Origin of the sequence: Streptomyces sp. NPDC002795 (genome assembly GCF_042888725.1) — a bacterium.
Lineage (GTDB): Bacteria > Actinomycetota > Actinomycetes > Streptomycetales > Streptomycetaceae > Streptomyces.
In genome coordinates this window covers 224,330-249,185 of sequence record NZ_JBIAQB010000004.1, presented here as the reverse complement: position 1 = coordinate 249,185, position 24,856 = coordinate 224,330, and the positions used below count along the sequence as shown (strand labels likewise).

At 70.8% G+C, this 24,856-nt stretch carries 18 protein-coding genes; 8 read left to right on the top strand and 10 right to left on the bottom strand.

The window, feature by feature from the left end; translation table 11 throughout:
- Positions 1–3: 3 nt before the first annotated feature.
- The gene (hemG, locus tag ACFYWS_RS14250) at positions 4–1,512 is read right to left on the bottom strand and encodes a protoporphyrinogen oxidase (RefSeq protein ID WP_389274698.1); all 1,509 of its coding nucleotides are present in this window, start codon (positions 1,510–1,512) and stop codon (positions 4–6) included.
- 121 nt (positions 1,513–1,633) lie between these two features.
- Between hemG and ACFYWS_RS14245 the strand changes: the two genes are divergently transcribed.
- Positions 1,634–2,599: a DUF4349 domain-containing protein gene (locus ACFYWS_RS14245; RefSeq protein WP_389274696.1), complete on the top strand. Its 966-nt coding sequence runs from the start codon at positions 1,634–1,636 to the stop codon at positions 2,597–2,599.
- A 55-nt stretch (positions 2,600–2,654) separates the two neighbouring features.
- Positions 2,655–4,043 (top strand): FAD-dependent oxidoreductase, encoded by a 1,389-nt coding sequence (locus ACFYWS_RS14240; protein WP_389274693.1) that lies wholly within the window; start codon positions 2,655–2,657, stop codon positions 4,041–4,043.
- Between the two features lie 20 nt (positions 4,044–4,063).
- Here ACFYWS_RS14240 and ACFYWS_RS14235 read toward each other — a convergent pair whose 3' ends face one another.
- The 5 genes from ACFYWS_RS14235 to hemE all read right to left on the bottom strand — a co-directional run bounded on the left by ACFYWS_RS14235 (position 4,064) and on the right by hemE (position 10,094).
- A complete protein-coding gene (locus ACFYWS_RS14235; RefSeq protein WP_389274690.1) occupies positions 4,064–5,035 on the bottom strand; it encodes a LysR family transcriptional regulator in 972 nt (323 codons plus the stop codon).
- Positions 5,036–5,053: 18 nt separating this feature from the next.
- Entirely contained in the window at positions 5,054–6,271 is a 1,218-nt protein-coding gene (locus tag ACFYWS_RS14230) for an acyl-CoA dehydrogenase family protein (protein ID WP_389274687.1), read from the bottom strand.
- Positions 6,268–7,479: a CaiB/BaiF CoA transferase family protein gene (locus ACFYWS_RS14225; protein WP_389274686.1), complete on the bottom strand. Its 1,212-nt coding sequence runs from the start codon at positions 7,477–7,479 to the stop codon at positions 6,268–6,270. Before ACFYWS_RS14225 ends, ACFYWS_RS14230 begins: the two co-directional genes overlap by 4 nt.
- On the bottom strand, positions 7,476–8,861 hold the full coding sequence (locus ACFYWS_RS14220; protein ID WP_389274683.1) for an MFS transporter: 1,386 nt from the start codon (positions 8,859–8,861) through the stop codon (positions 7,476–7,478). The genes ACFYWS_RS14225 and ACFYWS_RS14220 overlap by 4 nt, the downstream gene beginning before the upstream one ends.
- Positions 8,862–8,996: 135 nt before the next feature.
- Positions 8,997–10,094, bottom strand: coding sequence for a uroporphyrinogen decarboxylase (gene hemE, locus ACFYWS_RS14215; protein WP_389274680.1), 1,098 nt, complete (start codon positions 10,092–10,094; stop codon positions 8,997–8,999).
- A 214-nt stretch (positions 10,095–10,308) separates the two neighbouring features.
- On the opposite strand from hemE, the gene ACFYWS_RS14210 reads away from it, so the two are divergent.
- The 6 genes from ACFYWS_RS14210 (at position 10,309) to ACFYWS_RS14185 (ending at position 17,430) form a co-directional block, all read left to right on the top strand.
- The gene (locus ACFYWS_RS14210; RefSeq protein WP_389275669.1) at positions 10,309–10,929 is read left to right on the top strand and encodes a DUF3000 domain-containing protein; all 621 of its coding nucleotides are present in this window, start codon (positions 10,309–10,311) and stop codon (positions 10,927–10,929) included.
- 307 nt (positions 10,930–11,236) lie between these two features.
- Positions 11,237–11,899 carry a LuxR C-terminal-related transcriptional regulator gene (locus tag ACFYWS_RS14205; protein ID WP_389274677.1) on the top strand — a complete coding sequence of 221 codons (663 nt, stop codon included), beginning with the start codon at positions 11,237–11,239 and terminating at the stop codon, positions 11,897–11,899.
- 99 nt (positions 11,900–11,998) lie between these two features.
- Positions 11,999–13,300: an HRDC domain-containing protein gene (locus tag ACFYWS_RS14200; RefSeq protein WP_389274674.1), complete on the top strand. Its 1,302-nt coding sequence runs from the start codon at positions 11,999–12,001 to the stop codon at positions 13,298–13,300.
- A gap of 301 nt (positions 13,301–13,601) precedes the next feature.
- Entirely contained in the window at positions 13,602–14,828 is a 1,227-nt protein-coding gene (locus ACFYWS_RS14195; protein WP_389274670.1) for a thiolase family protein, read from the top strand.
- The gene (locus ACFYWS_RS14190) at positions 14,825–16,966 is read left to right on the top strand and encodes a 3-hydroxyacyl-CoA dehydrogenase NAD-binding domain-containing protein (protein ID WP_389274667.1); all 2,142 of its coding nucleotides are present in this window, start codon (positions 14,825–14,827) and stop codon (positions 16,964–16,966) included. Before ACFYWS_RS14195 ends, ACFYWS_RS14190 begins: the two co-directional genes overlap by 4 nt.
- Positions 16,967–17,073: 107 nt before the next feature.
- On the top strand, positions 17,074–17,430 hold the full coding sequence (locus tag ACFYWS_RS14185) for an NYN domain-containing protein (protein WP_389274664.1): 357 nt from the start codon (positions 17,074–17,076) through the stop codon (positions 17,428–17,430).
- 23 nt (positions 17,431–17,453) lie between these two features.
- On the opposite strand, the gene ACFYWS_RS14180 is transcribed toward ACFYWS_RS14185, so the two are convergent.
- Genes ACFYWS_RS14180 through ACFYWS_RS14165 form a run of 4 tightly spaced genes read right to left on the bottom strand, consistent with a single transcriptional unit; the run spans position 17,454 to position 24,700 of the window.
- Positions 17,454–18,218, bottom strand: a complete 765-nt coding sequence (locus ACFYWS_RS14180) for an Ig-like domain-containing protein (protein ID WP_389274661.1) — start codon at positions 18,216–18,218, stop codon at positions 17,454–17,456.
- The gene (locus ACFYWS_RS14175) at positions 18,215–19,021 is read right to left on the bottom strand and encodes a rhamnogalacturonan acetylesterase (protein WP_389274658.1); all 807 of its coding nucleotides are present in this window, start codon (positions 19,019–19,021) and stop codon (positions 18,215–18,217) included. Before ACFYWS_RS14175 ends, ACFYWS_RS14180 begins: the two co-directional genes overlap by 4 nt.
- On the bottom strand, positions 19,011–23,522 hold the full coding sequence (locus tag ACFYWS_RS14170) for a glycosyltransferase (RefSeq protein ID WP_389274655.1): 4,512 nt from the start codon (positions 23,520–23,522) through the stop codon (positions 19,011–19,013). Before ACFYWS_RS14170 ends, ACFYWS_RS14175 begins: the two co-directional genes overlap by 11 nt.
- Positions 23,519–24,700, bottom strand: a complete 1,182-nt coding sequence (locus ACFYWS_RS14165) for a CDP-alcohol phosphatidyltransferase family protein (RefSeq protein WP_389274652.1) — start codon at positions 24,698–24,700, stop codon at positions 23,519–23,521. Before ACFYWS_RS14165 ends, ACFYWS_RS14170 begins: the two co-directional genes overlap by 4 nt.
- Positions 24,701–24,856 lie beyond the last annotated feature (156 nt).

Genomic DNA, 24,856 nt, shown 5'->3' with positions numbered 1-24,856 from the left:
TCCTCATTCTCCTGCGCCGCCGTGCATGCTCTGCACCGGGTCGGCCTTCAGCTCGTCGAGCGCGGCGGTGTCGCCGCCGAGCATGTCCACGGCGGCGTTCGCGCTGGCGATGCACGCCGGGATGCCGACGCCGTCGTACGCGGCTCCGCACACGGCGAGGCCGGGCACGGCGGCGATGTGCTCGCGGATCCGGTCGACGCGGGCGGCGTGCCCCACGGGGTACTGGGGCAGTCCGTCCTTCCAGCGCGTGACGTGCGCGTCGACGGGAGCGGCGGTCAGCCCGGTCGCCTCGCGCAGGTCCTGGCGTGACAGGTCGACGAGGTCGGTGTCCTCACGGGCGAGGTCCTTCTCGTCGCCGTACCGGCCGACGGAGGTGCGCACGACGAGCAGGTCGGGGTTCTGCTCGGCGATCCAGCCCCACTTGCGGGAGGCGAAGGTGGCGGCCTTGATCGTGTGGCCGTCGACGGGCGGGACGAGGAAGCCGCTGCCCTCCGGGAGGTCGGCGTCCGCCTTCCGGAACGCCATCGTGATCAGCGCCATGGACGCGTACTCGATGCGGCGCAGCTCCTGGGAGGCCATCGGGGACGCCGTGCGCAGTAGGCTCGCGGCTGCGCGGGCCGGGAGCGCGACGATCACCTGGTCCGCCTCGAAGACGCGGCCGGACTCGGTGCCGAGGCGCCACTGCGAGGCGCCCTCGGTGTGGCCACGGGTCGTGAGGGTCGTGGCGCGCTCGCCGAGCAGGATCTCGCCGCCCTTGGCGCGTACGGCGTCGGCGACGGCCCCCGGCAGCGTACCGATGCCGCCGTCGATGCCCATGAACACGGGCCCGGTCTGCTGGTTGGCCGCGGCGCGCTCCTGGATGGCTCGGACCGCCTCCGTCAGCGACACATGACGGCCCGCTTCCTCGAACAGTTGCGGCACCGCGCTGCGCATCGAGATCAGGTCGGCGTCGCCCGCGTAGACGCCGCCGAGGAGCGGTTCGACGAGGCGGTCGACGACCTCGCGGCCGAGGCGCGCGGCGACGTACTTGCCCACGGAGACGTCGTCACCGATGTGGCTGGGCGGCAGGTGGTCGTCCCGGCGGATGCGCCGCAGGCCCTCGTCGGAGAGCACTCCGGCGAGCGCGTCGGCGGTGCCGGGCACGCCCATGACGTGGCCCTTGGGCATGGGGCGCAGGGCGCCGCGGGTCCAGATGGAGGCGGTCGCCGTGGACGGTGGCTGCAGCCGCTCGCCGAGGCCCACCTCGCGGGCGAGGCCGACCGCTTCGGGGCGGCGGGCCAGCATCGACTCGGCTCCCAGGTCGACGCGCGCGCCGGCGATCTCGCCCGTGCGCAGCTTGCCGCCGAGCCGTTCGTCGGCCTCCAGGACGGTTACGTGGACCGGCCCGCCCCGCTCGCTCCCGTCGAGCAGTCGGTGGGCGGCCGAGAGACCGGCGATTCCGCCTCCGATGACGAGGACTTTCCTGCCCCGCCTGCCCCGACCCGTCTTCGTCACAGTGTCCGCTTCACGCATGCCCCCACTTTGTCAGAACGTCAGCTTCAGATTGACGCGTGTGGACGTGTCCCGACCGTGACCCGTTCGGGACCGGTCGGCAACCACCGTTCGGGGGACTCGCGCGTCGAAGGGGCGTCCGATGACCGTCACATCCCTCGGGGGTACGTCCATGCACCTTTCCGGTACGAAGACACGCACCGGGCCACGCCGCCCGCTGGCGCTGCTCGCCGCGGCACTGTTCGCGCTGGTGCTCGCGCTGACTGGCTGTTCCGGCGGGGGCGGCGACGCGGGCGGCGGGAGCGCCGCCGACGCCGACGACAAGGCGGCCTCCAAGAGCGACGCGGGCGCGGGCGGCGGCGCGGGCGGCGGCAGGTCCGACTCCTCCTCCCAGCAGGCCAAGAAGCCGCCGAAGCTCACCGGCGTCCACGTCATCCGCACCGCGCACCTCTCCGTGCGCGTCAAGGACGTCCCGGACGCGCTCGACAAGGCCCGCGCCGCCGCGGAGAACGCGGGCGGCATGGTCGGCGACGAGACGACCGACCGCGACGCCCACGGCCACGAACGCTCCCGCGTGACCCTGCGCGTACCGCAGGAGTCGTACGAGGACGTGCTCGACCAACTGTCGGGAAGCGGGCGCCTGTTGGAGCTGGACAAGAACGCGAAGGACGTCACGGACCAGGTCGTGGATGTCGACAGCCGGATCAAGTCGCAGCGGGCGAGCGTGGCGCGGGTGCGGGAACTCATGGACCGGGCGGAGAAGTTGAGCGATGTGGTGACCCTGGAGGGCGAGCTGGGCACGCGGCAGTCGGAGCTGGAGGCGCTGCTCGCGCAGCAGGACTCCCTCAAGGACCGCACGTCCCTCTCGACGATCACCATGCGCCTGACGGAGACGCCTCCGGCCACACCGCCGGTGGCGGACGACGACACCAGCGTTCTCGACGCCCTGTCGGGCGGCTGGAACGCCTTCGTCACGGGACTGAAATGGATCGGCATCGCCCTGGCGGCGATCCTGCCGTTCGCGGCGGTGCTGGGGGCGGCGGCATTCCTGTTGACACGCTTCGTACGTCGGGCCCGGCCGGCCAAATCAAGCCCCTCCGGAGATTGAGGCGCGGGGTCCGGGGCAGAGCCCCGCGACCGCGACCCCGGGTTAGCGTGAACAAATGACCACCGACAACACCACGCGTGAGCGCCTCGTGATCATCGGCGGCGACGCCACTGGCATGTCCGCCGCCTCGCAGGCCCGCCGCCTCAAGGGCCCTGCCGACCTGGAGATCGTGGCCTTCGAACGGGGACACTTCACGTCGTACTCGGCGTGCGGCATCCCGTACTGGGTGGGCGGGCAGGTCACCGACCGGGACGAGTTGATCGCCCGGTCACCCGAGGAGCACCGGGCGCGGGACATCGACCTGCGGACGCGGACGGAGGTCATGGAGATCGACGTGCCGGGGCGGCGCGTCCGCTCCCGCGAGCTCGACGGCGGGGCCGAGTCCTGGACCTCGTACGACAAGCTCGTGATCGCGACGGGTGCCCGGCCGGTCCGCCCCGACCTGCCGGGTATCGACGCGCCGGGCGTGCACGGCGTGCAGACGCTCGACGACGGTCAGGCCCTGCTCGACACGCTGCGGGCGACCGAGGGCCGGCACGCCGTGGTCGTGGGCGCCGGGTACATCGGCGTGGAGATGGCGGAGGCGCTGATCCAGCGCGGGTACGAGGTGACGGTGGTGAACCGCGGCGCCGAGCCGATGTCGACGCTCGACGCGGACATGGGGCGCCTCGTGCACGAGGCGATGACCGGCATGGGCATCACCATGGTCGACGACGCCGAGGTGACGAAGATCCTCACCGGGAGCGGGGGCCGGGCCCGCGCGGTGGCCACGGACGACGCGGAATACCCGGCGGACGTGGTGGTGCTGGGTCTCGGCGTGCGACCGGAGACGACCCTCGCGCGAGCCGCCGGTCTGCCGCTCGGGGCGTACGGCGGGCTGCTCACGGACCGGTCGATGCGAGTGCGCGGCCACGAGAACATCTGGTCGGGCGGCGACTGCGTCGAGGTGCTGGACCTGGTGTCGGGGACCGAGCGGCACATCGCGCTCGGCACGCACGCCAACAAGCACGGGCAGGTCATCGGTGCCAACGTCGGCGGGGACTACGCGACGTTCCCCGGCGTCGTCGGCACGGCCGTCAGCAAGGTGTGCGACCTGGAGATCGCGCGCACGGGCCTGCGCGAGAAGGACGCGCGCCGTGCGGGCCTTCAGTACGTGACCGTCACCATCGAGTCGACCAGCAGGGCGGGTTACTACCCCGGCGCGGCGCTGATGACGGTGAAGATGCTGGCCGAGCGGCGCACGGGCCGGCTGCTCGGCGTGCAGATCGTCGGCCGTGAGGGCGCGGCGAAGCGGGTCGACGTGGCGGCGGTCGCGCTGACCGCGGGCATGACGGTGGAGCAGATGACGGCGCTTGACCTGGGGTACGCGCCGCCGTTCTCACCGGTGTGGGACCCGGTGCTCGTGGCGGCGCGGAAGGCGGTGGCGGCGGTACGGAAGGGCTGACGCCTGCCCGGACCACGGGTTCAGAGCGCCGCCTCGCGCGCCGCGGCGACCGCGTCCACCAGGCCGAGCCCGGACTCGCTCCCCGCCGCGATGGCATCGAACCAGGCCCGTAGCGCGGAGCGGACATCGGACACGAACTGCTGCGCTGCGGGGGCGAGTTCACCGGCGCGGTGCACCACGCCGAACGGCGACTCGATGAGCGGGTCGGTCTCGACGACCTCGGCCCCGGCGTCGAGCGCCGCCGCGCACATCCGCAACGGCAGGAAGGCCTGGAACCCGGACCGGAGCACGAACGTCAGCTGCGCGTTCCTGCTGGGCACGGTCGCGCCGGTCGTCGGGTCGACGCCGTGCGCGGCCAGCGCCGCCTGCACGGCGTCCTCCTCGTTGCGGGTGACCTGGCGGCGGGCGAGCGGCAGGTCACCGATCGCGGCGAGGGGGACGCGCCGCGCGCCCGCCCCGGGCCCGCCGTGTCCCGGCGGGCGTACCAACAGCAGCCGCTGCACGCCCAGTTCGATGAAGTCGAGGTCGCCGCGGAGTTCGTCGGGGGCGAGCGTGAAGCCCAGTTCGGCGCGTCCGTCGGCGACCGCCGCCACCAGTTCGTGCCGCGAGCCGACCTCGCTGATGTCGAGCCGGACCGCCGGGTACGCGCGCGTGAACCCGCCGGCCCAGGAGGCCACCGCCTCCCCTGACATGTCGGGCGTGCACACCACCGTGAGGACGCCCCCGCCGACCTCGCGGGCGCTGCGCATCGCGTCCTGGACGGCGACCACGTCGTCGAGCACCTGCCGGGCCAGCGGCACCAGCTGCCGGCCCGCGGAGGTCGGCACGAGGCGGCGCGCGGTGCGGTGGAACAGCTCGACCTTCAACTCACGCTCCAGGGCCCGGATGGACCCGGAGACGGTGGGCTGCGACAGGTAGAGGCGCTCGGCGGCGCGCCCGAGGCCGCCGTGGTCCACCACGGCCAGAAACTGCTCCAGCTGCCTCAGCTCCACCGGGTCTCCCTCGAAGTGCTACGCCCCTGCGGCCGCTCCGCGGGTGACACGGTAAGTGTCCGGAAGCGTTCCGTCCACGGCGACCTGCCTGGTCACGGCCCGGCCGAGGTTGCGCTCGTGCACCGGTGAGGACCCTTCGTAGATCCGCAGGGCCCGTACGTCGCGCCACATGCGCGGTACGGGGTGGTCGCCGACGATGCCCTCGCCGCCGAGGAGCTGGACGCAGCGGTCCGCGACGCGGCTCGCCGTCTCGGAGGCGAACAGCTTGGCGGCGGCGATGCGGTGGCGCGGCACGGTGCCGGAGTCGAAGGCGCGGGCGGCCTCCATGGTCAGCGCGCGGGCGGCCTCCAGGTCGGCGAAGCAGCGCCCGAGGTCGGCCTGGACGGCACCGAGGTCGGCGAGGGGCGCACCGAACTGCTCCCGCCCCGACAGGTGCCGCGAGGTCTCCTCCAGCATCCGGGTGGCCTGCCCGACGCAGGTGGCGGCGACGTGCAGCCGGGCGTGGTTGATGCCGCGCAGCGCGGCCTTGAACCCGGCGCCGAGCTCGCCGCCGAGCAGCGAGGAGTCCGCGACCCGCACCCCGACCAGGTCGATCTCGGCGACCGGCGCCTCGGCGTGCCCGTTCATGCGGGTGGGCAGCCGGGTCGTGACGCCTTCGGTGTCGCGCGGCACGAGGAACGCGGAGACGCCCGCGGCTTTCTCGCCGGGCTCTCCGGTACGGGCGAACACCACGAGCTCGTCCGCCCAGTGGGCGTTGGTGATGTACCGCTTGTGCCCGTCGATGACCCAGCCGCCGTCGGCCCGGCGCGCGGTGGTGCTCAGCGATCCGGCGTCCGAGCCCGCGCCGGGCTCGGTCAGCGCGAACGCCGTGACGTGCTCCCCCGCCGCCATCTTCGGCAGCAGGCTCTCGCGCTGCGCGTCGGTGCCGTGGTCGAGGATCGCCTGCGAGCACAGCCCGATCACGGTGGAGAACCGCGACCGGTACACGCACGACGCCCGGGTGAACTCCATGGTCAGGCGCACCTGTTGGCTCATGGACCAGTCGAGCCCGCCGAACCGCCGCGGTATCGAGATGCCGAAAAGACCGTGGTGGGCGAGCGCCTCCACCACGTGCTCGGGGACCTCCCCCGCTTCCACCATCTCCTGTTCCGCGGGGATGAGAACGGCGTCGGTGAGGCGGGCCACGCGCTCCAAGTACGCCTCGAATCCGAGCTCATGGACCTCGGGGTCGATCATGCGGGTTCCTCCTTGTGGTGTGGTGGTGTCGCGACGTCCGCCGCCGAGACGACCCCGGCGTCGACCAGCGCGCGGATCTCCGCCTCGCCCCGGCCCAGTTCGGTCAGGATGCGGCCCGTGTGCTCGCCGGTCCGCGGCGCCGGCGGCGTACTCGCGGGGCGGCGCCCGCCCAGTGAGAAGGCGGTGGTGGGGGCGGTGTGTCCGTCGCCGCAGTCCGCGATCAGCCCGGAGGCCTGTACGTCGGGGTCGTCGGCGAGTTCGTCGAATCTCCGCACCGCCCCGCACACGATGCCCGCGCCGCGCAACCGCTCCAGCGCGCTCGCCCGGTCGAGCCGCCCCAGCGTGTCGTGCAGGACATCGAGCAGCGCCGCGCGGTGGGCCACCCGTTCCGGGTTCGACGCGAACCGGGGGTCGCCGGCCAGCTCCGGCCGCCCGATCACCTCGCACAACGCCGCGAACTTCTCCCCCGTGTAGGCGGAGAGCACCAGCGCCCCGCCGTCCCGGGTCCGCACGAGGTCCGCGGCGGGCGCCGCCAGTGCCTGTCCGTTGCCTCGCCGCCGCGGCACGCTGCCGCTCAGTTCGTGCTCGGCCCAGGTGGACGCCTGCGCGTGCACGACGGCCTCCATCAGCGAAGTCTCCACGACGTCGCCCCGGCCGGTGCCCGCCCGCTGCAACAGCGCGGCGAGCACACCGGACGTCAGCGCCTGCGCCGCCAGTACGTCCGCCACCGCGAAGCCCACCCGCTGCGGATCCCCGTCCGCCGTCCCCGTGAGGTCCATGACGGCGAACTCGGCCTGCGCCGCGATGTCGAGGCCGACCCGGTACGCCGAGGGGCCCCGCGTACCGAACCCGGTGACGAAGCCGTAGACGAGACGCGGGTGGCGGGCGAGCAGCGCGTCCGGGCCGAGGCCGAGGCGTTCGCTGACGCCGTGCCGGAAGTTGTGCAGCAGCACGTCCGCGGTGGCGAGCAGCTCGCGGACCACGGCCTCGCCCTCGGGCGCGCGCAGGTCGACGGCGATGCTGCGCTTGCCGCGGTTGTTGGCGCGGACCATCGCGGTGCCGAAGGGGCCGATGCCGCGTGCCTGGTCGCCGGAGAGGGGTTCGACCTTGATGACGTCGGCGCCGAGGTCGGCGAGGTTCTGCCCGGCTCCGGGCGCGGCGATGTACTGCCCGAAGTCGAGGACGCGCAGTCCTGCGAGAGCGTTCATCGGGCGGCCTCCTCTGCGGTGGCGCGGCGCTTCGCGGTCTCGGCGAGCAGGGCCTGCCGCGAGCGCTCCGGGTTCAGCAGCAGGCCGCCCGCGACGGCGAAGACGCAGATGGTGACGCCGACGACCAGGAACCCGTCGGCGTACCCCTGCGAGACGGTGTCGGCGGCGTCGACGATGACGCCGAGCAGCCATGGCGCGACGATTCCCGCGACGCTGTACGCGGCGATGATGCAGCCGAAGAAGCCTGGCCGGTGCCTGCGGGGCAGAAAGTCCGCGGCGCCCGCGAAGGCGACGGAGAACGCGACGCTGTTGATGGAGAACGCGGCCACCACCAGGGCTAGTTGGAGCCCGCCCGGGGGTACCTGCGTGAAGGCGATCATGGCGACGCCCGCGAAGCAGAGATAGCCCATGGTCAGGAATCCGCGCGCGGCCCGCGCCGAGCGCCCGGCCTTCAGCATCCGCCCCGAGATCAGCCCGGCGGAGAGCAGCACGACGATCGCGAGCCCGTACGGGAGGGTGGCGAGGAGCCCGACGGTGCCGCGCGAGTAGCCCATCCCGTCGTGCAGGAAGGACGGCAGCCAGGACACCTTGAGCGAGGAGATGAGGTACCCGGCGAAGGAGAGCAGGGCGAGTCCCCAGAAGCTGCCGGTGCGCAGGAGCGAGGTGAGCGGTACGTCGATGTCACCACCCTCAAGCCCCGCCGGCGTTTGAGGCGCGGGGTCCGGGGCAGAGCCCCGAGGCCTCATCCCCGGCTCCCGCCGCGTCACGACCAGCCAGACGACCACCCACAGCGCGCCGGTCACGACGAGCACCACGAACGCCGCATGCCAGGTCCAGGTGACAATGACCCAGGTGAGCACAGGCGTGGCGACCAGAGGGCCGACGGAGGAGCCCGCGTTGACGACCGCGCCCGCGAACGCCCGCCGCTCGGACGGGAAGCGGTCGGCCACGACGGACTGGCACAGGGCGTGCGCCGGTCCCTCGAAGAAGCCGAGCACCATCCGCGACGCGATCACGACGCCCACCGTGGTGGGCACGGTCAGCGGCGCCATGCTCGCCACCCACGCGATCATCAGCCCGGCCGCGGACCAGCGCCAGCCGATCCGCCGGAAGAACAGCGCGAGGACGACCGCGCCCGCCGCGAACAGCCAGAAGAAGGCGCTCGACATCAGGCCGTACTGGGCGGCGGTGAGCCCGAGGTCCTTCTCCAGGTCGGGCGCGGCGAGCCCGATGGCCGCCTTGTCGGCGAAGTTGAGGGTGAAGAAGGCCAGCAGCAGGCCGATGATCCACCAGTCCGCCGACGACACGCCCCGACGGAACCCGGGCGCGTTCTTCGCCGTCCCTGCCCCTGCCGCCGCCTGCGACGCTGCATGCGCGGTCACGTCCACCTCCACGGTCCCGCGCCACCGGATGGGGTGGCGCACCGCACAGGCAATCGGAGGTGGCGGGCGCGAACAATGGCCGTTTTCCGCAGGGGCCCTTCGGCGATTCCGAAGGGCCCCCGCGGACGGCGTGGACTACTTGGCGGTCTGCGTGTGCACGTACTCCACGAGCCGGGTCAGCGCGTCCGGGTCGGTGTTCGGCGGCACGCCGTGGCCGAGGTTGAAGACGTGGCCCTCAAGGCCCGCGGCGGCGTCGAGGACCTCGCGGGCCTTGGTCTCGACGGCCTCGGGCGTGGAGAAGAGGATGGCCGGGTCGAAGTTGCCCTGGAGGGCCTTGCCGGGGCCGACGCGGCGCGCGGCCTCGTCGAGCGGGACGCGCCAGTCGACGCCGACGACGTCCGCGCCGGCCTCGCCCATGAGCCCGAGCAGCTCGCCCGTGCCGACACCGAAGTGGATCCGGGGCACCCCGTAGTCCGCGACGGCCTGGAAGACCTTCGCCGAGGCGGGCATCACGGAGCGCCGGTAGTCGGCGGGCGCGAGCGCCCCCACCCACGAGTCGAACAGCTGGACGGCGCTGGCTCCGGCCTCGATCTGCACCTTCAGGAACGCGGAGGTGATCTCTGCGAGCCGGTCGAGCAGGTCGGCCCAGAGCTGCGGGTCGCCGTACATGAGCGCCTTGGTGTGCTCGTGGTTGCGGGACGGGCCGCCCTCCACGAGGTAGCTGGCGAGCGTGAACGGGGCGCCCGCGAAGCCGATCAGCGGCTTCTCGCCGAGCTCGGCGGTGAGAAGACCCATGGCCTCGGTGACGTACCAGACGTCCTCGGGGGTGAGGTCCCGCAGCTGGGCGAGGTCGGCGCGCGTGCGGATCGGGTTGGCGATGACCGGGCCGACGCCGGGCTTGATGTCGAGGTCGATGCCGATGGCCTTGAGCGGCACGACGATGTCGCTGAAGTAGATCGCCGCGTCGACGTCGTGCCGGCGCACCGGCTGCATGGTGATCTCGGCGACCAGGTCGGGCCGCATGCAGGAGTCCAGCATCGCGATGCCCTCGCGCACCTTGTGGTACTCGGGCAGCGAGCGTCCTGCCTGGCGCATGAACCACACCGGCGTGTGCGGCACGGGCTCGCGCCTGCACGCCTTGAGGAAGGCCGAATTCTCGGTGGCCTTGGCGGCCTTCGTGGCTTGGTACGTCGCTGACGGCTGCTGGCCCGTGGCCTGGGTGTTGGCACTCACACCCGAAAGTTTCGCACGCCTGCGGCGCCGCCTGTGAAGGACCTGGGGAAGGGGGCTCCGACAGGGGTGTCCCTCCCCGCGCGCGGCGCCCGCTCCGCTTAACCTTCCCGGCATGGCTGCGGCTCAGGGACGACGGTCGGACGACGGGCGCGACGACCACGACGACACGGACGGGAAGAGTGAATCGGTGCGGGAGGGGCAGAACGCTCGGGACATGAACGCTGCACAGGAGCAAGACCCCACCCCGCCCGCCTTCCGCACGGCGGTCGACGCCTTGCGGTCCGCGCGGCTCCGCCCGGAGATCGAGATCGATCCGACGCGGCCGCCGCAGCGCCTGGCCCCCTTTTCGTACGCGCTCGAGGCGGCGGTCGTCGACGGCGAGGAGGATCTGGCCGACGGCCGGCTCGTCCTGCTGCACGATCCGGCGGGGCACGAGGCCTGGAACGGCACGTTCCGGCTCGTGACCCTGGTCAGGGCCGAACTCGAACCCGAGATGGCGGCCGACCCCCTGCTCCCGGACGTCTCCTGGTCCTGGCTGACGGGCGCGCTGCAGGCCCGCGGCCTCTCCTACGGGGAGCCTTCGGGCACGGTCACCCGTGCGAGTTCGCACTACTTCGGCGGGCTCGGCGACCGGGCGCCCGCCTCGCAGATCGAGATCCGGGCGTCGTGGACGCCGCGCGAGGGCCTGGGCGGCGTACCGGACACGGCGGCGCATCTCGCGGCGTGGTGCGAGGTGCTGTGCCAGATCGCGGGCCTCCCGCCGGCGGCGGGGTCGCAGGGTCCTGACGGTGCGGTGGTGACGCTGCCGCAGCGGCGGGGGCCGCGGCCTTCCTGAGCGCGTTTCACAGGGGTCTTTTTTCGGCCGCGTCGGAGCCACTCCGACGCGGCCTTCCGCTGTTTCGGGTCCTTTCGGAATGGCCCCGGTGGGTCTGATTTGGTTCGATTGGATGCGACTCGTGACTATTCGGCACCCTTTCGAATGATCGCTAATGCGTCCGAATTGCTCGCATTGTTACTCACCAAATCGTGATCATTCTCTAAAGGCGGACGGGTTTGATGCCGAAGGACCCAGTGACCTTGAAAGCACGGTTCATCCCGGCTTCATCCCCGAGCCGGCTCCGTCCCGCACCCCAGGAGGCCTGGTGTCCGTTCTCCTCGAGCAGCCCTCAAGCCTGGTCGCCTACCGCCCGAACAAGCCGACCGCGATGGTGGTCGTGGCCGACCCCCGCGTCCGATCCACCGTGACCCGCCACCTGTGGGCGCTCGGTGTTCGTGACGTGATCGAGGCCTCGTCCGTCGCGGAGGCTCGTCCCCGCATCGGCAACCCCCGCGACATCTGCGTCGCCGACGTCCACCTCCCCGATGGATCCGGCCTGACGCTCCTCTCCGAAACCCGAGCCGCGGGCTGGCCCAACGGCCTCGCCCTCTCCGCCGCCGACGACATCGGCGCCGTGCGCAACGCCCTCGCGGGCGGCGTCAAGGGCTACGTCGTCACCGGCACCCGTACGAACATCGGCCTGCCCAACCGGCCCGGCGCCGCCCCCATCGGCGCCGCTGCCGCCCGTATGCACCGTCGCCCCCCGGGTGCCCCGAGCCACCCGGGCGGCTACCGCGAACTCTCCGGACGCGAAGTGGAGGTGCTCCGGCTCGTCGCCGAGGGCCAGTCGAACAAGGCGATCGGCGTCTCCATGGGTCTGTCCGCCCTGACCGTGAAGAGCCACCTCGCCCGGATCGCGCGCAAGCTCGGCACGGGTGACCGGGCCGGCATGGTGGCGGTCGCGCTGCGTACCGGCATCATCCACTGACCGACCCGTGGCCGGATTCGTCCGGTTTACTTCCGCACGGCGCCCGTCGACGTAACGTTCCGTCGACGGGCGCCGTGCGTTCACAGATACTCTTGACAGGTGACCGACGCCCAAGAGACCGCAGCAGACAGCTCACTGCGCACCACCGGAGGCGCCCCTCTGGACGACGGCGGATCTTCTGCTGAAGGATCTGTTGGTTCAGTCGACGGTGCGCCCACCCCCCTCCTCGAACCCCGCGAGGGCATCCCGCCGGTGATCGCCGACGCGGCCTCGCTCGCCGATGTCGTCGCGGCCTTCGCCGCGGGCAGCGGCCCCGTCGCGGTGGACGCCGAGCGCGCGTCCGGCTACCGCTACGGGCAGCGCGCCTATCTGGTGCAGCTGCGCCGCGAGGGCGCGGGCACCGCGCTCATCGACCCGGTCGCCTGCCCCGACCTCTCCTCGCTCGGCGAGGCCATCGGCGACGCCGAATGGGACCTGCACGCCGCCACCCAGGACCTGCCGTGCCTGCGCGACATAGGCATGCGACCCGCGCGGCTCTTCGACACCGAGCTGGCCGGACGGCTCGCCGGCTTCCCGCGGGTGGGCCTCGGCGCGATGGTCGAGAACGTACTCGGCTACGTACTGGAGAAGGGCCACTCCGCCGTCGACTGGTCGACGCGCCCGCTGCCCGAGCCCTGGCTGCGCTACGCCGCGCTCGACGTAGAACTCCTCGTCGACCTGCGTGACGCGCTGGAGAAGGAGCTCGACCGGCAGGGCAAGCTGGAGTGGGCCCACGAGGAGTTCGACGCCATCGCCTCCGCCCCGCCCCCGCCCCCGCGCAAGGACCCGTGGCGGCGCACGTCCGGCATGCACAAGGTGCGGCGCCGGCGTCAGATGGCGGTCGTCCGCGAGCTGTGGACGGCGCGCGACCAGGTCGCGCAGCGACGGGACGTGTCGCCGGGCAAGGTTCTCGGTGACTCGGCGATCGTCGAGGCCGCGCTCGCGCTGCCGCCCAATGTGCACGCGCTGTCCGCCCTGCCCGGCTTCGGCCACCGCATGGGCCGGCGCCAGCTGGAGCAGTGGCAGGCGGCGGTCGACCGGGTGCGGGAACTGCCGGAGTCCGAGCTGCCGCAGCCGGGCCAGGCCACGACGGGGCCGCCCCCGCCCCGCGCCTGGGCCGACAAGGACCCCGTCGCGGCGGCCCGCCTGTCGGCCGCGCGGGCGGCGGTCTCGACCCTCGCCGAGACGCTCTCGATGCCGCAGGAGAACCTGATCACGCCGGACACCGTGCGCCGGGTGTGCTGGGAGCCGCCGGCGGTCGTGGACGCGGAGTCCGTCGCGGAGGCGCTGGCCTCGCACGGTGCGCGGCGCTGGCAGGTGGAGCAGGTGACCCCGGTCCTGCTCCCGGCGCTGACCGCCTGACCCGTCCCCTCTTTCGTACGCCCCTCGACTTCCGGTCGGGGGGCGTACGGCGTTTACGGGACCCGTGAGGGGGCGGCCCACCGTCCTCCGCCCTGGGGCTCTGCCCCAGACCCCGCTGCTCAATCGCCGCAGGGGCTTGATCTAGCAGCACCGGCGCTACGGAGCCGTGCCCCACCCGCAACAAAGCCCCCGCCGCACATGTGACCTTCGCCGCTCCGGCCGGGGGGGCTTCAAGACTTGGTTACCCGCAAGTAGCATGACGGTATTCGCAGCGCATTCCCGCACCTGGAGGAGAGCCATCGTGCCTCGTACCGTCAGGGACGTCGTCTTCGTCGACGGCGTCCGCACCCCGTTCGGCAAGGCGGGCCCGAAGGGCATCTACCACGAGACCCGCGCCGACGACCTGGTCGTCAAGTCCATCCGGGAGCTGCTGCGCCGCAACCCGAACCTGGACCCCGCGCAGATCGACGAGGTCGCCGTCGCCGCGACCACGCAGATCGGTGACCAGGGCCTGACCATCGGCCGCACCGCGGGCATCCTCGCGGGCCTGCCGCAGTCGGTCCCCGGCTACTCGATCGACCGCATGTGCGCGGGCGCCCTCACGGCCGTCACCACCACCGCGGGCTCCATCGCCTTCGGCGCGTACGACGCGGTCATCGCGGGCGGCGTCGAGCACATGGGCCGCCACCCCATGGGCGAGGGCGTGGACCCCAACCCCCGCTTCGTATCGGAGAAGCTGGTCGACGAGTCGGCCCTCTTCATGGGCATGACCGCCGAGAACCTGCACGACCGCTACCCGCACATCACCAAGCAACGCGCCGACGAGTACGCCGTGCGCTCGCAGGAGAAGGCGGCGAAGGCGTACGCGAACGGCAAGATCCAGCAGGACCTCGTCCCGATCTCCGTGCGCAACACCAACTCCGAGGTCGGCGAGACCGGCTGGGGACTGGTCACGGCCGACGAGCCGATGCGTCCGGGCACGACCCTGGAGAGCCTCGCGGGCCTCAAGACCCCGTTCCGCACCCACGGCCGCGTCACGGCCGGGAACGCGGCGGGCCTCAACGACGGCGCGACGGCCTCGATCATCGCCTCCGAGGACTTCGCCCGCGAGAACAACCTCCCGGTGAAGATGCGCCTCGTCTCCTACGCCTTCGCGGGCGTGGAGCCGGAGGTCATGGGCTACGGCCCGATCCCGGCGACGGAGAAGGCCCTCGCGAAGGCCGGCCTGTCGATCGAGGACATCAACCTCTTCGAGATCAACGAGGCGTTCGCCGTCCAGGTCCTGGCCTTCCTGGACCACTACGGCATCGCCGACGACGACGCGCGCGTCAACCAGTACGGCGGCGCCATCGCGTACGGCCACCCGCTCGCCTCCTCCGGCGTCCGTCTGATGACGCAGCTGGCCCGCCAGTTCGAGGAGCAGCCGGAGGTCCGTTACGGCCTCACGACCATGTGCGTCGGCTTCGGCATGGGCGCCACGGTCATCTGGGAGAACCCGCACCACAAGGACGCCGGAGGCGACAAGTGAGCACCACCACCGCTGAGCTCCTGAAGGGCGCATCGGCCCTCTTCACGGACGAGGTCGTCACGTCCGCGCACGTACGCCACCTCGATCTCCCCTACGGGGCGGGCAAGTTCGCCCTGATCACGCTGGACAACGGCCTGGACCACACCAAGCCGACCACCTTCGGCCCGGCCTCGCTCGCGAACCTCAACGCGGCGATCGACCAGGTCGAGAAGGAGGCGGCCGAGGGCGACATCGTCGGCGTCGGCGTCACCGGCAAGCCGTTCATCTTCGCGGTCGGCGCCGACCTCAAGGGCGTCGAGCTGCTGAAGAAGCACGACGACGCGCTCGCCATCGGCAAGGGCGGCCACGAGGTCTTCAAGCGCCTCTCCGCCCTCGCGGTCCCCACCTTCGCGTACTACAACGGCGCGGCGATGGGCGGCGGCGTCGAGGTGGGTCTCCACTGCTCGTACCGCACCGTCTCGAAGGCCCTCCCGGCCTTCTCGCTCCCCGAGGTCTTCCTCGGTCTGGTTCCCGGCTGGGGCGGCTGCGCCCTGCTCCCGAACCTGATCGGCGCGGACAAGGCCGTCTCGGTCATCATCGAGAACAGCCTCAACCAGAACAAGCAGCTCAAGGGCGTGCAGGTCCACGAACTCGGCATCGCGGACGCCCTGTTCGAGGGCGCCGACTTCCTGGAGCAGTCCCTCCTGTGGACCGCGCAGGTGGTGAAGGGCGACATCAAGGTCGAGCGCCCGGACGTCGATCGCGGCGAGGCCTGGGACCAGGCCGTCGCGCGCGGCAGGTCCATCGCCGACGGCAAGGTGCACGGCGCTGCCCCGGCCGCGTACCGCGCGCTGGACATCATCGCGAACGCCAAGTCGGGTGACCTCCAGGCCGGCTTCGACGCCGAGGACCAGGCCCTCGCGGACCTGATCATGGGCGGCGAACTGCGCGCGGGCATCTACGCGTTCAACCTCGTCCAGAAGCGTGCCAAGCGCCCGGCGGGCGCCCCGGACAAGAACCTGGCCCGCCCGATCACGAAGGTCGGCGTGGTCGGCGCGGGCCTGATGGCCTCGCAGCTCGCCCTGCTCTTCCTGCGCCGCCTGGAGGTCCCGGTCGTCCTCACGGACATCGACCAGGAACGCGTGGACAAGGGCGTCGGCTACGTCCACGCCGAGATCGACAAGCTGCTCGGCAAGGGCCGCGTCAACCAGGACAAGGCGAACCGCCTCAAGGGCCTCGTCTCCGGCGTCCTGGACAAGGCGGAGGGCTTCTCCGACGCCGACTTCATCATCGAGGCGGTCTTCGAGGAGATCGGCGTCAAGCAGCAGGTGTTCGCGGAGGTCGAGGCGGTCGCCCCGGCGCACGCCATCCTGGCGACGAACACGTCCTCCCTCTCGGTCTCCGAGATGGCCTCGAAGCTCAAGCACCCCGAGCGCGTGGTCGGCTTCCACTTCTTCAACCCGGTGGCGATCCTCCCGCTCCTGGAGATCGTCCGCGGCGAGCAGACGGACGACGCGGCGCTCGCCACGGCGTTCGGCGTGGCGAAGAAGCTCAAGAAGACCGCGGTCCTGGTCAAGGACGCCCCGGCGTTCGTCGTGAACCGCATCCTGACCCGCTTCATGGGCGAGATCCAGAACGTCATCGACGAGGGCACGCCGGTGGCCGTCGCGGAGAAGGCGGTCGAGCCGCTCGGCCTGCCGATGTCCCCGCTGGTCCTCCTCGAACTGGTGGGCCCGGCCATCGGCCTGCACGTGTCCGAGACCCTGCACACCGCCTTCCCGGACCGCTTCACGGTGTCCCCGAACCTGGCGGCCGTGGTGAAGGCGGGCAAGCGCGGCTTCTACGTGTACTCCGCCGAGAACGGCTTCAAGCCGGAGCTCGACCCGGAGGTCGCCGCGCTGCTCAAGCAGGGCGACACGGTCCTCACCGAGCAGCAGGTCCGCGACCGCGTCCTCGACGCGGTGGCCCAGGAGATCGGCCTGATGCTCGACGAGAACGTCGTCGCCGAGGCCCAGGACATCGACCTCTGCCTCATCACCGGCGCCGGCTGGCCCTTCCACCTGGGCGGAATCACTCCGTACCTGGACCGGGCGGGCGTCTCCGAGCGGGTCACCGGGAAGAAGTTCCTGGAGGCCGGGGTGGCTTCGGTCCCCGCGTAGTGGTGCGCGTTTGATGTGACTGTGACGGCTGCCTACGAGATATTCGTGGGCAGCCGTCACAGTTCGGTATGCGTCCCGCCGGCACCCGCCCATGCGACCCTTGCCGCATGAGTGAAGTGGTGGTGGTGGACGGCGCGAATGTGGTCGGCTCCGTGCCCGACGGGTGGTGGCGGGACCGGCGTGGCGCCGCTGAGCGGCTGCGGGATCGGCTCGTCGAGTACGCGGAGCGAAGGGGCGCCGAGGTGGTTCTCGTGGTCGAAGGCGCCGCCCGTGGTGTGGAGCCCGTGCCTGGGGTGCGGGTGGAGTCGGCGGACGGCAGCGGGGACGACCGCATCGTGGAGATCGTGGCGGAGCTGAGTGGGCAGCCGTGCACCGTCGTGACCGCCGACCGTGAACTCCGGCGGCGCGTGGAGGAGTTGGGCGCGCGATGCGTAGGACCGCGTGCCGTTCGCGGAGACGTCTGACGGCCCCTGGGCGACTGCGGCCGTCAGCCGCCGAGAACCCCTGGGGCGCCCAATTCTCCGACGTGCACGGTGACCTGACCGGACATCAGGTGACCGGATCCGTCGTCGATGGCGTACGAGAAGCGGTCGTACCCGTGGTGCCCGTTGAAGGGCGTGTAGGTGACGACGCCGTCCGGCTCGACACTCGTCACGCCGTACCGGGCCGGGCCGACACCCACCAGGCGCGCGGCGTCACCGAGCCCGTCCAGCAGGTCCTTGACGACACCCAGGTAGCCAGGGGCCAGATGGAGGGCGCGGCCCAGGGGCGGGAACGGCGCGATCCGGTAGCCGGACTGGCGCACGGAGTGGGTGCTGCTCGTCAGGCTGGAGCCGCCGTGCGCGATGATGCCCGCGCGGACCTCCGGGATCAGGCAGGCGCCGGCGCTCACGTCCTGGTGGACGACGGCGGTGAAGCGGGCGACGCGGGAGCCACCCGCCTCCACGGAGCTGGCGTACCGGTCCCCCTTGGCCACCAGGCTCATCCCTCCGAGGCGCTCCACGGAGGCCGCCTCCGCGAAGGGAGCCGCCATCACGTAGCCGTAGTAGCGGTGCGCGCCTCCCTCGGGCAGCAGGGCGAGGGCGAAGTCGACCTCTTGTCCGGGGCGCACCGGCAGAGCCGGGTCGGCGCTCGCCGTCAGCTCGACGGTCAGGCACATCTGCGGGGTGTCGAGCTGGGCCACCCTGACCCGTGCGAGGAGGAACTGCTCCGGCTGCGGCGGACGTGCGGCGGCGACGGGCTGCCGACTCACAGCGTGTTCCCCTTGCCTCGTGTGCGGGCGCTGGTCAGCGACGCGTGGACGGAGTCCTCCAGCCAGCCGTACACCTGCTCCGGGAAGCGTTCCTGATCGAGGCGGGTCACCCAGTGCGGCGGCACGATCGCCCGGTGCGCGAGCGAGTGCGCGATGAACCGGGCGCAGGCGATGGCGCCCTCGGGTAGGAAGTGCGTGGTGTCCTCGATGCCGTCCGGGTAGTTGGGGTGCCGGCCCGGTTCCAGGAACATGAAGAGGGCGCGGGTGCGCTGGGGCCCCAGCTGGGTCCACCAGTCGAGGCTCTGCGTGTAGAGGTCGATGTACGGGGTCGACGTCTGTATCGCCAGCTCCTGCATCGCCATCGGGTACCGCCGTACCACTTGGCGCAGGTTGCCGTGCTCGTCCCAGGTGCAGCGCTCGTGCGTGCTGGCCAGGACGGGGTGGGCGCCACGGTCGCGGGCTCCGTCCACGAACCGCCGCAGGTAGCTCTGGAAGCTGTGGAACGGCTCGGTGCGCAGCTCCTTCTCCGGCTTGTGGTCGATGAGTCCGAAGGAGGTGATGAGGTAGTCGCCCGGACTCAGGTGGTCCAGGATCCAGTCCAGTCGGCCGCGCTCCACATACGTACGCGAACTCGCTCCGGCACGGGCGCAGTTGATGATCTCCACCTCAGAGGTGAAGAAGAGCGGCAGAACCTGCCCCCAGCCGGTCATCGGTATGCGGCTGACCTCACGGGTGCTCACGTTGGAGCCACCGGCCAAGAAGATGCGCTGAGGCGCGGGGCGCCCCTGGTTCTCAGGCAGCACCGGCCCACCTCTCGGGGAGCGGCGTCTGGGCCTGTCCCTGTTGCACGATCACGGCGGAATGCGCTTCGAGCGGCTCGGGCGGAGCGATCGGGGCGAGTTCCGCGGCGGGCAGGTCCCCGAGGGCGTCGATTTCCTCGTAGACCCGGAGGCAGTTTTCGCTGTCCTGGTGGCCGAAGAAGCCGGAGACACGCTCGCGGTAGGGACTCTCCACCGTGAAGCCGCGGTCGACGGCCCGGATGATCTCGTCGACGGCGGCGTCAACGGTCCTGCACACCGGGCCGAAGCCGTCGTCGGCAAGATTGAAATAGCCCCGCTTGTAGTGGCGCCCGTAGAAGTCCTCCTCGTCGAAGGGGACGTAGACCAGAGGGATCCCCATGTAGGCCACATCGAAGAAGACCGATGAGTAGTCGGTGACCATGAGGGAGCACTCCTTCATTGCCTGTTGGACGTTGCGGGTCGGGGCCGCGACATGGATGGCGGGCGAGTCCGTCTCGAAGTGATGCAGATGCGGGCGGATCTCGTAGTGCGGCAGGAACTCCAGGTCCACGCCCGCGCGTTCCAGCGCTGCCGCGAGACGCGGGTCGGCGAGCAGTGCGCGGTAGAAGCGGAAGTACTCGGACTGGGTGAACGCCGTTTTCGCGGGGCCCGCCTGCTTCTTGTAGGAGGCGGTCACGATCCACTGCCGCCAGGTCGGCATCAGCAGGATGCGTGGCCTGGCGAGCCGCTCGCGCCGCAGCGCGTCGAAGCGCGGGAAGCCGGCGAGGACCGCCCGGTTGCCGTACCCCGCCTCGAGCCCCAGGAAGTCCCGCTCCTGCCGACCGCCCGAGACGATCAGGTCGTAGCTGGTGACCCGCTGGTCGATGCCGGTCGTGACGTCGTTGTACGTGATGCCGTGGGCGAGGAACACCCGCTGGTACTTGAGCAGTTCGCCGAAGCGGTGCAGGAAGAGCACCTTGCGGTACCCGTCGGGCACGAGGTAGGACTCCGAGTCGTAGCTTCCGATCAGCTTGGTCGCGTGCAGCAGGTACATCCGGTGCCGGAACGAGCCGAGCTTGAGCACGCGGCCGAACTCGGCGACCTTGGCGTAGTCGGGCGAGTTCCCTTCGATGACGTAGTAGATCCGCCGACGCTTGCGATGGGTGCGCACCCACTTGAAGAAGTGGTACGAGTTGTCCTGTGCGGTGTCGGAGCGCTCGCCGATCAGCCACATTTCCCGGCCGTTCAGGAACGGGAAGGTGAGCCAGTAGGCGAGCCGCATCCGCCAGCCGGGGTTGCGCGTCTTGAGGATGCGCAGCTCACGGGCGGCGCGCCACAGGGTGTGCTTGAAGCGCGTGGTGACACCACGGTCCACCATCCGCAGGTGCAGGGCGTCGCCGACCCCGATGGTGAGCATGTAGCGGTACGCGCCCAGGTGGTTGTGCCCCTTGAGCCGGTGCAGCGGAAGCCGCGCCTTCATGACGACATTGCGTGCGCGGCTGCCGTCGGCACGGTGCACGCGCAATCGGAAGTCACCCGGCACGAATCCGCCCTCGGCAAGCCTCGCCGCGGGAATCTCCGCGTGGAATCCGGCGTACAGGTCCTTATTGTTGCGGGCGTTCCACAGATCGCGGCGGTACGTCTGGCTGACCGGGACGACGATTTTCCGCTGTGGCGTCTGGTAGACGAACTCAAGCCGGTTGAGCATCGGGCCGCTGATGTCCATGCCGGGGAATGCCATGCACCCCTCGACGACGAGGACGGGACCGCGGCTGCGCACCGACTCGACGACGATGTTCGGGTCGGCGACGCGGGCGGTCGCCGTCTCCACCCGGCCCCCGGGGAAGGTGCGGTAGAAACCCTCGTCGTCGATTTCCAACAGCAGCGGGGCCTGCTCGAGAGCGGGCTTGGGGTCGCAGAACAGCTCGAAATTGGCGCTCTTGGCGGCGTAGTGGTCGAGTTGCTGGGCCGGGTTGGTCGCGAATTCGTTGAGGATCTCGTCAGGGATCTGTACGTAGTGCCGGTGGATGTCGGGGAACATCTCCACCAACTGGGTGCGGGTCATCACGTTGCGGGCGTTGCCCAGGAATCCCTTGTACGTACGGGCGGCGTACCGGTGGAACATGTGCCGGATCTCGTCGCGCTCGGACGCCACGCAGTTGAGCAGGAAGTGATTGAGCCGCAGGTGGTCGCGGTAGTTGGCCGGCTTGCTCCAGAGCGAGTCCATGATGGACGAGCCGTCCGGACGTCCCCGGTAGTAGTAGACGGGAGCGTCGACGATGCTGATGCCCTTGGCTCTCAGCATCGAAGGCAGCGTGACCCAGGCGTCCTCGAAGTGGACACCTTCACCGAACCGGACACCCAGGCGGCGCAGCAGGCCCGTGCTGAACAGCTTGTTGCAGGCGGACCCGCTGAAAATCAGGTCGGGGGCTTCCGCGAAGTCGTCGATGACCTGGTCGCCGTCCCCGAAGTACTGCTTCCACGGTCCGTAGGGACGCTCGGGGAAGTTGATCAGATCACCGATGACGACCTCGGTGTTGTCGCGTCGGGCCGCCTGGAGCATCAGGGCGAGCGCGTCCGGGCCGAGGATGTCGTCGGAGTCGAGGAAGGTGACGTAGGGGGCCACCACTTGGTCGAGGCCGTTGTTGCGGGCGTTGCCGAGGCCGCCGTTGTGCTGGTGGACCACGGTGACGTTGGCGTAGTACTGCGCGAAGCGGTCCAGGATGTGCGGGGTCTCGTCGGTGGCGCCGTCGTCGACAAGGATCACCTGGGTGGCCGCGAAGCCGCGCTGGGCAGCGATCGATCCCAGGCAGGCGTCGAGGTACTGGGCCACGTTGTAGCAGGGCACGACGACGGCGAGTTCGAAGCGGTGTTGGACCTGCCGGATCGGCGGGTGCAGGCGGCCCAGCCACCACATCCACGGGGCGTCGGGGTCGTTCTGATCCGACTCGAAGGTGCGCCTGCCTGCGACGGAGGAACGCAGGGCGAGGTTGCCGCTGACGGTGCGGTAGCCCTCGTACTCTTCGCCGTCCGCGGTGAAGACGAAGTCTTCCAGGGTGATGTCGCGGACGTTGAGGGCCGAGCGCGAGCGGCTGCGGTTCCACTCGACGACCAACGAGACGTTCCAGACGGTGGTGTCGTCGTGGTCGGCACCGAGGAGCGCGGGCAGATCGGCGGTGCCCTCGAAGGTGATCAGCCGCTCGTCCACCGACACATACGGGACCGGCACGAGGACGTCGCGCTTGCCCTGCCGGTTGCGCACCGCGAGCGAGATGCGGACCGCGTCGTCGGCGGCGACGCGTCCGAAGCGGTTGACCAGTTCGCCGTCGAAGGACAGCTTGTCGTGCTCGACGCTCCACCCGTTGAGCTGGGCGAACAGCGGCACCTGAGAGACGGGGGCCGCGGCGAGACCGAGTTCGGTGACGTCGAGCATGCGGTGGGCGTCCGGCAGGTGCAGATGGTCGGCGGACCAGTACACGCGGCCGTCCTCCTCCACGAGATGCGAGGAGAAGACACTCTTGCGCTGGGTGTAGTCGAGCGTCGTCAGCGCGGCCTCGACGTCCTGGTACATCAGGAAGTAGGCGCGGACCCGGTCCACCGGGCCGCACAGGGTGAACGCATCTTCCCCGATGGAGAACAGATAGGCGCTGACGGTCTCGGCGAACGCCTGCTGGAAGGCGTCGTCGCCCTCGGCGAGGGCCCGCATGTACAGGCGCAGGTCGTGGGCGAGGAACTTGGAGTCCTTGCGGACCTTCAAGGCCCACAGGCCGCGGTCCAGAAGGAATTGGTCGGTGGCGCGGTGCACGGCGATCCGGTCGCGGATGCTGCGCAGTTCCCCGGTGCGACCGGTGATGGAGGCGCCGTCCGTCTCCCACATCCAGCGGTAGACGGGGTCGGTGATGATCGTGATGCCGTTGGCCAGGCAGCCGGCGACAGTGGAGAAGAGCGTGTCCTCGTAGAAGACGCCGGTAGGGAACCACACACCGCGTGAGCGCAGGAAGTCGACGTTGTAGAGCTTCGCGGCGGCGATCGGGTCGGACAACAGGAGGGGGAACTCCTCCAGGTCGGCGACGGTGCGGCCCATCGCGTACACCTCGGGCGCCCACGGCTCCGACTCGTTGGTCTCCTTGTTGATGCGCAGAGCCTTGCCCGCGACGATGTCGGAGCCGCTCTCCAGTGCGGCGCCGACCAGCATCTCGCAGGCACGCGAGGGCAGTTCGTCGTCGGCGTCGAGGAACATGACCCAGCGCCCCGCGGCCTGCGCGATGCCCCGGTTGCGGGGCGCGCCGACGCCGCCGCTGTTGTGCGGGGAACGCAGGACGCGTACCCGCGGGTTGTTGCCCGCGAAGTTGGTGACGATCTCCAGGGTGGAGTCGGTCGACGCGTCGTCCACGACGAGGACCTCGACCAGCTCATAGGTCTGGTTCACGGCGGACTGCAGGGCCTTGCCGATGGTGGTCGCCGCGTTGTAGACGGGGATGACCACGGTCACCCAGTAGTTGTCGGGTTCGGTCGCGTACGTCATCGGGTGCCCCTCCACGACCTCTGCGAGCTGTCGGAGTGCTGGTACTGCTGGTCGGGGGCGTGCCCGAGTTGCCGCAGTGGCTGCGTGTCGACCACGGCGGCGGTCTCCGGGTAGGGGTGCGGGTAGGGCTGGAACCCGGGGTCGTCGTCGGGCCCCGGCGCCCGGAACCTGTCGTCGGTGAGGAGCGCGTCCGTGGCCTCCACCGCGGCCCGCCGGTGACGGCCGCGGTGCAGATGAGGGGCGATGGTGCCGACCGTGTCGGCAGGCGGGCTGAGCTCGTCCATGATGCGGGTGAAGTCCCGGGTGGAGAGCCAGAACTTGTACATGATGATGAGCTCGAACAGGCCGAGCATGATCGCGGAGGCCGCGGTCGTCCAGAGGATCCGGCCGATCAGCGGGCCGACGATGAAGACGAACATCTGGAACTCGATGCCGCTGAACAGGTGCGGGCGGATACGGGTTCGCAGCATGGCCCTGCGCACGCGTATGTACCACGGGAACTGGCCGCGGAACTGCTCGTGCAGGTCGACGACGTTGTCGGCGCCGGCCTCCTGGCGCAGCCGCTCGGCCTCGGCTCCGGGGTTGTCGCGCAGCAGGTCCTCCATGAAGACGACCTGCGCCCCGCCGTCGGCGGGCGCGGCCAGGGCGGGCGTCTCGGCCCGCTCCTGGGTGATCTTCTCGATCTTCGTGCGCATGGACATGCGCATCTTGTAGATCTGCAGCGCGTCGACGTAGCGGAGCATGTCGAGGAAGACGATGGCCAGGGCGGCGAGCAGATAGCGCTCGTCATGCCCCTTGAGGAACTGACCGCCCATCAGGGCCAGGGCGCAGAACAGCACTCGGATGCGGTCGAAAACGTAGTCGAGCCAGCCGCCGAAGACCGTGCCGTTGCCCTTGAGTCTCGCCAGCTTCCCGTCGACGCAGTCGAGGATGAAACTCACGTGGTAGAGGCCGGCACCGATGAGGAGCGACCGCGGGTCGCCCCTGAGGAAGAAGTAGGCCGCGCCGAGCCCTACAAGCAGCGCCGACCACGTGACTCCATTGGGTGTGACGAACCGGAAGCGCGCCAGGACGATCAGGGTTCTGGTAGCGACGGGGTCGACGAGAAGGACCGTCCACCAGGCGTCCCGCTTCTTGCAGGTGAGCTTCTGGACGGCCTTCAAGGACAGCTTGGCCATAACCCCTCAGTCGTCTGGTGCAACCAACGTGCAGTGGTGTGCCCTGCGGCGGCAGCGTCGCGACCCAGGGGAGGGCTCATGTGGTTCTAAAACTGACAGAATTCTTAACTGAGCGGCCAGAACATTAACAAGACTGACCTTCACTGGAACATCACT

Coding starts and splice junctions, on each gene's coding strand:
- ACFYWS_RS14210 (WP_389275669.1), top strand. CDS start 10,309: ATGAACGCTGCACAGGAGCAAGACCCCACCCCGCCCGCCTTCCGCACG.
- ACFYWS_RS14245 (WP_389274696.1), top strand. CDS start 1,634: ATGACCGTCACATCCCTCGGGGGTACGTCCATGCACCTTTCCGGTACG.
- ACFYWS_RS14240 (WP_389274693.1), top strand. CDS start 2,655: ATGACCACCGACAACACCACGCGTGAGCGCCTCGTGATCATCGGCGGC.
- ACFYWS_RS14230 (WP_389274687.1), bottom strand. CDS start 6,271: ATGATCGACCCCGAGGTCCATGAGCTCGGATTCGAGGCGTACTTGGAG.
- ACFYWS_RS14165 (WP_389274652.1), bottom strand. CDS start 24,700: ATGGCCAAGCTGTCCTTGAAGGCCGTCCAGAAGCTCACCTGCAAGAAG.
- ACFYWS_RS14185 (WP_389274664.1), top strand. CDS start 17,074: ATGAGTGAAGTGGTGGTGGTGGACGGCGCGAATGTGGTCGGCTCCGTG.
- ACFYWS_RS14225 (WP_389274686.1), bottom strand. CDS start 7,479: ATGAACGCTCTCGCAGGACTGCGCGTCCTCGACTTCGGGCAGTACATC.
- ACFYWS_RS14170 (WP_389274655.1), bottom strand. CDS start 23,522: ATGACGTACGCGACCGAACCCGACAACTACTGGGTGACCGTGGTCATC.
- hemG (WP_389274698.1), bottom strand. CDS start 1,512: ATGCGTGAAGCGGACACTGTGACGAAGACGGGTCGGGGCAGGCGGGGC.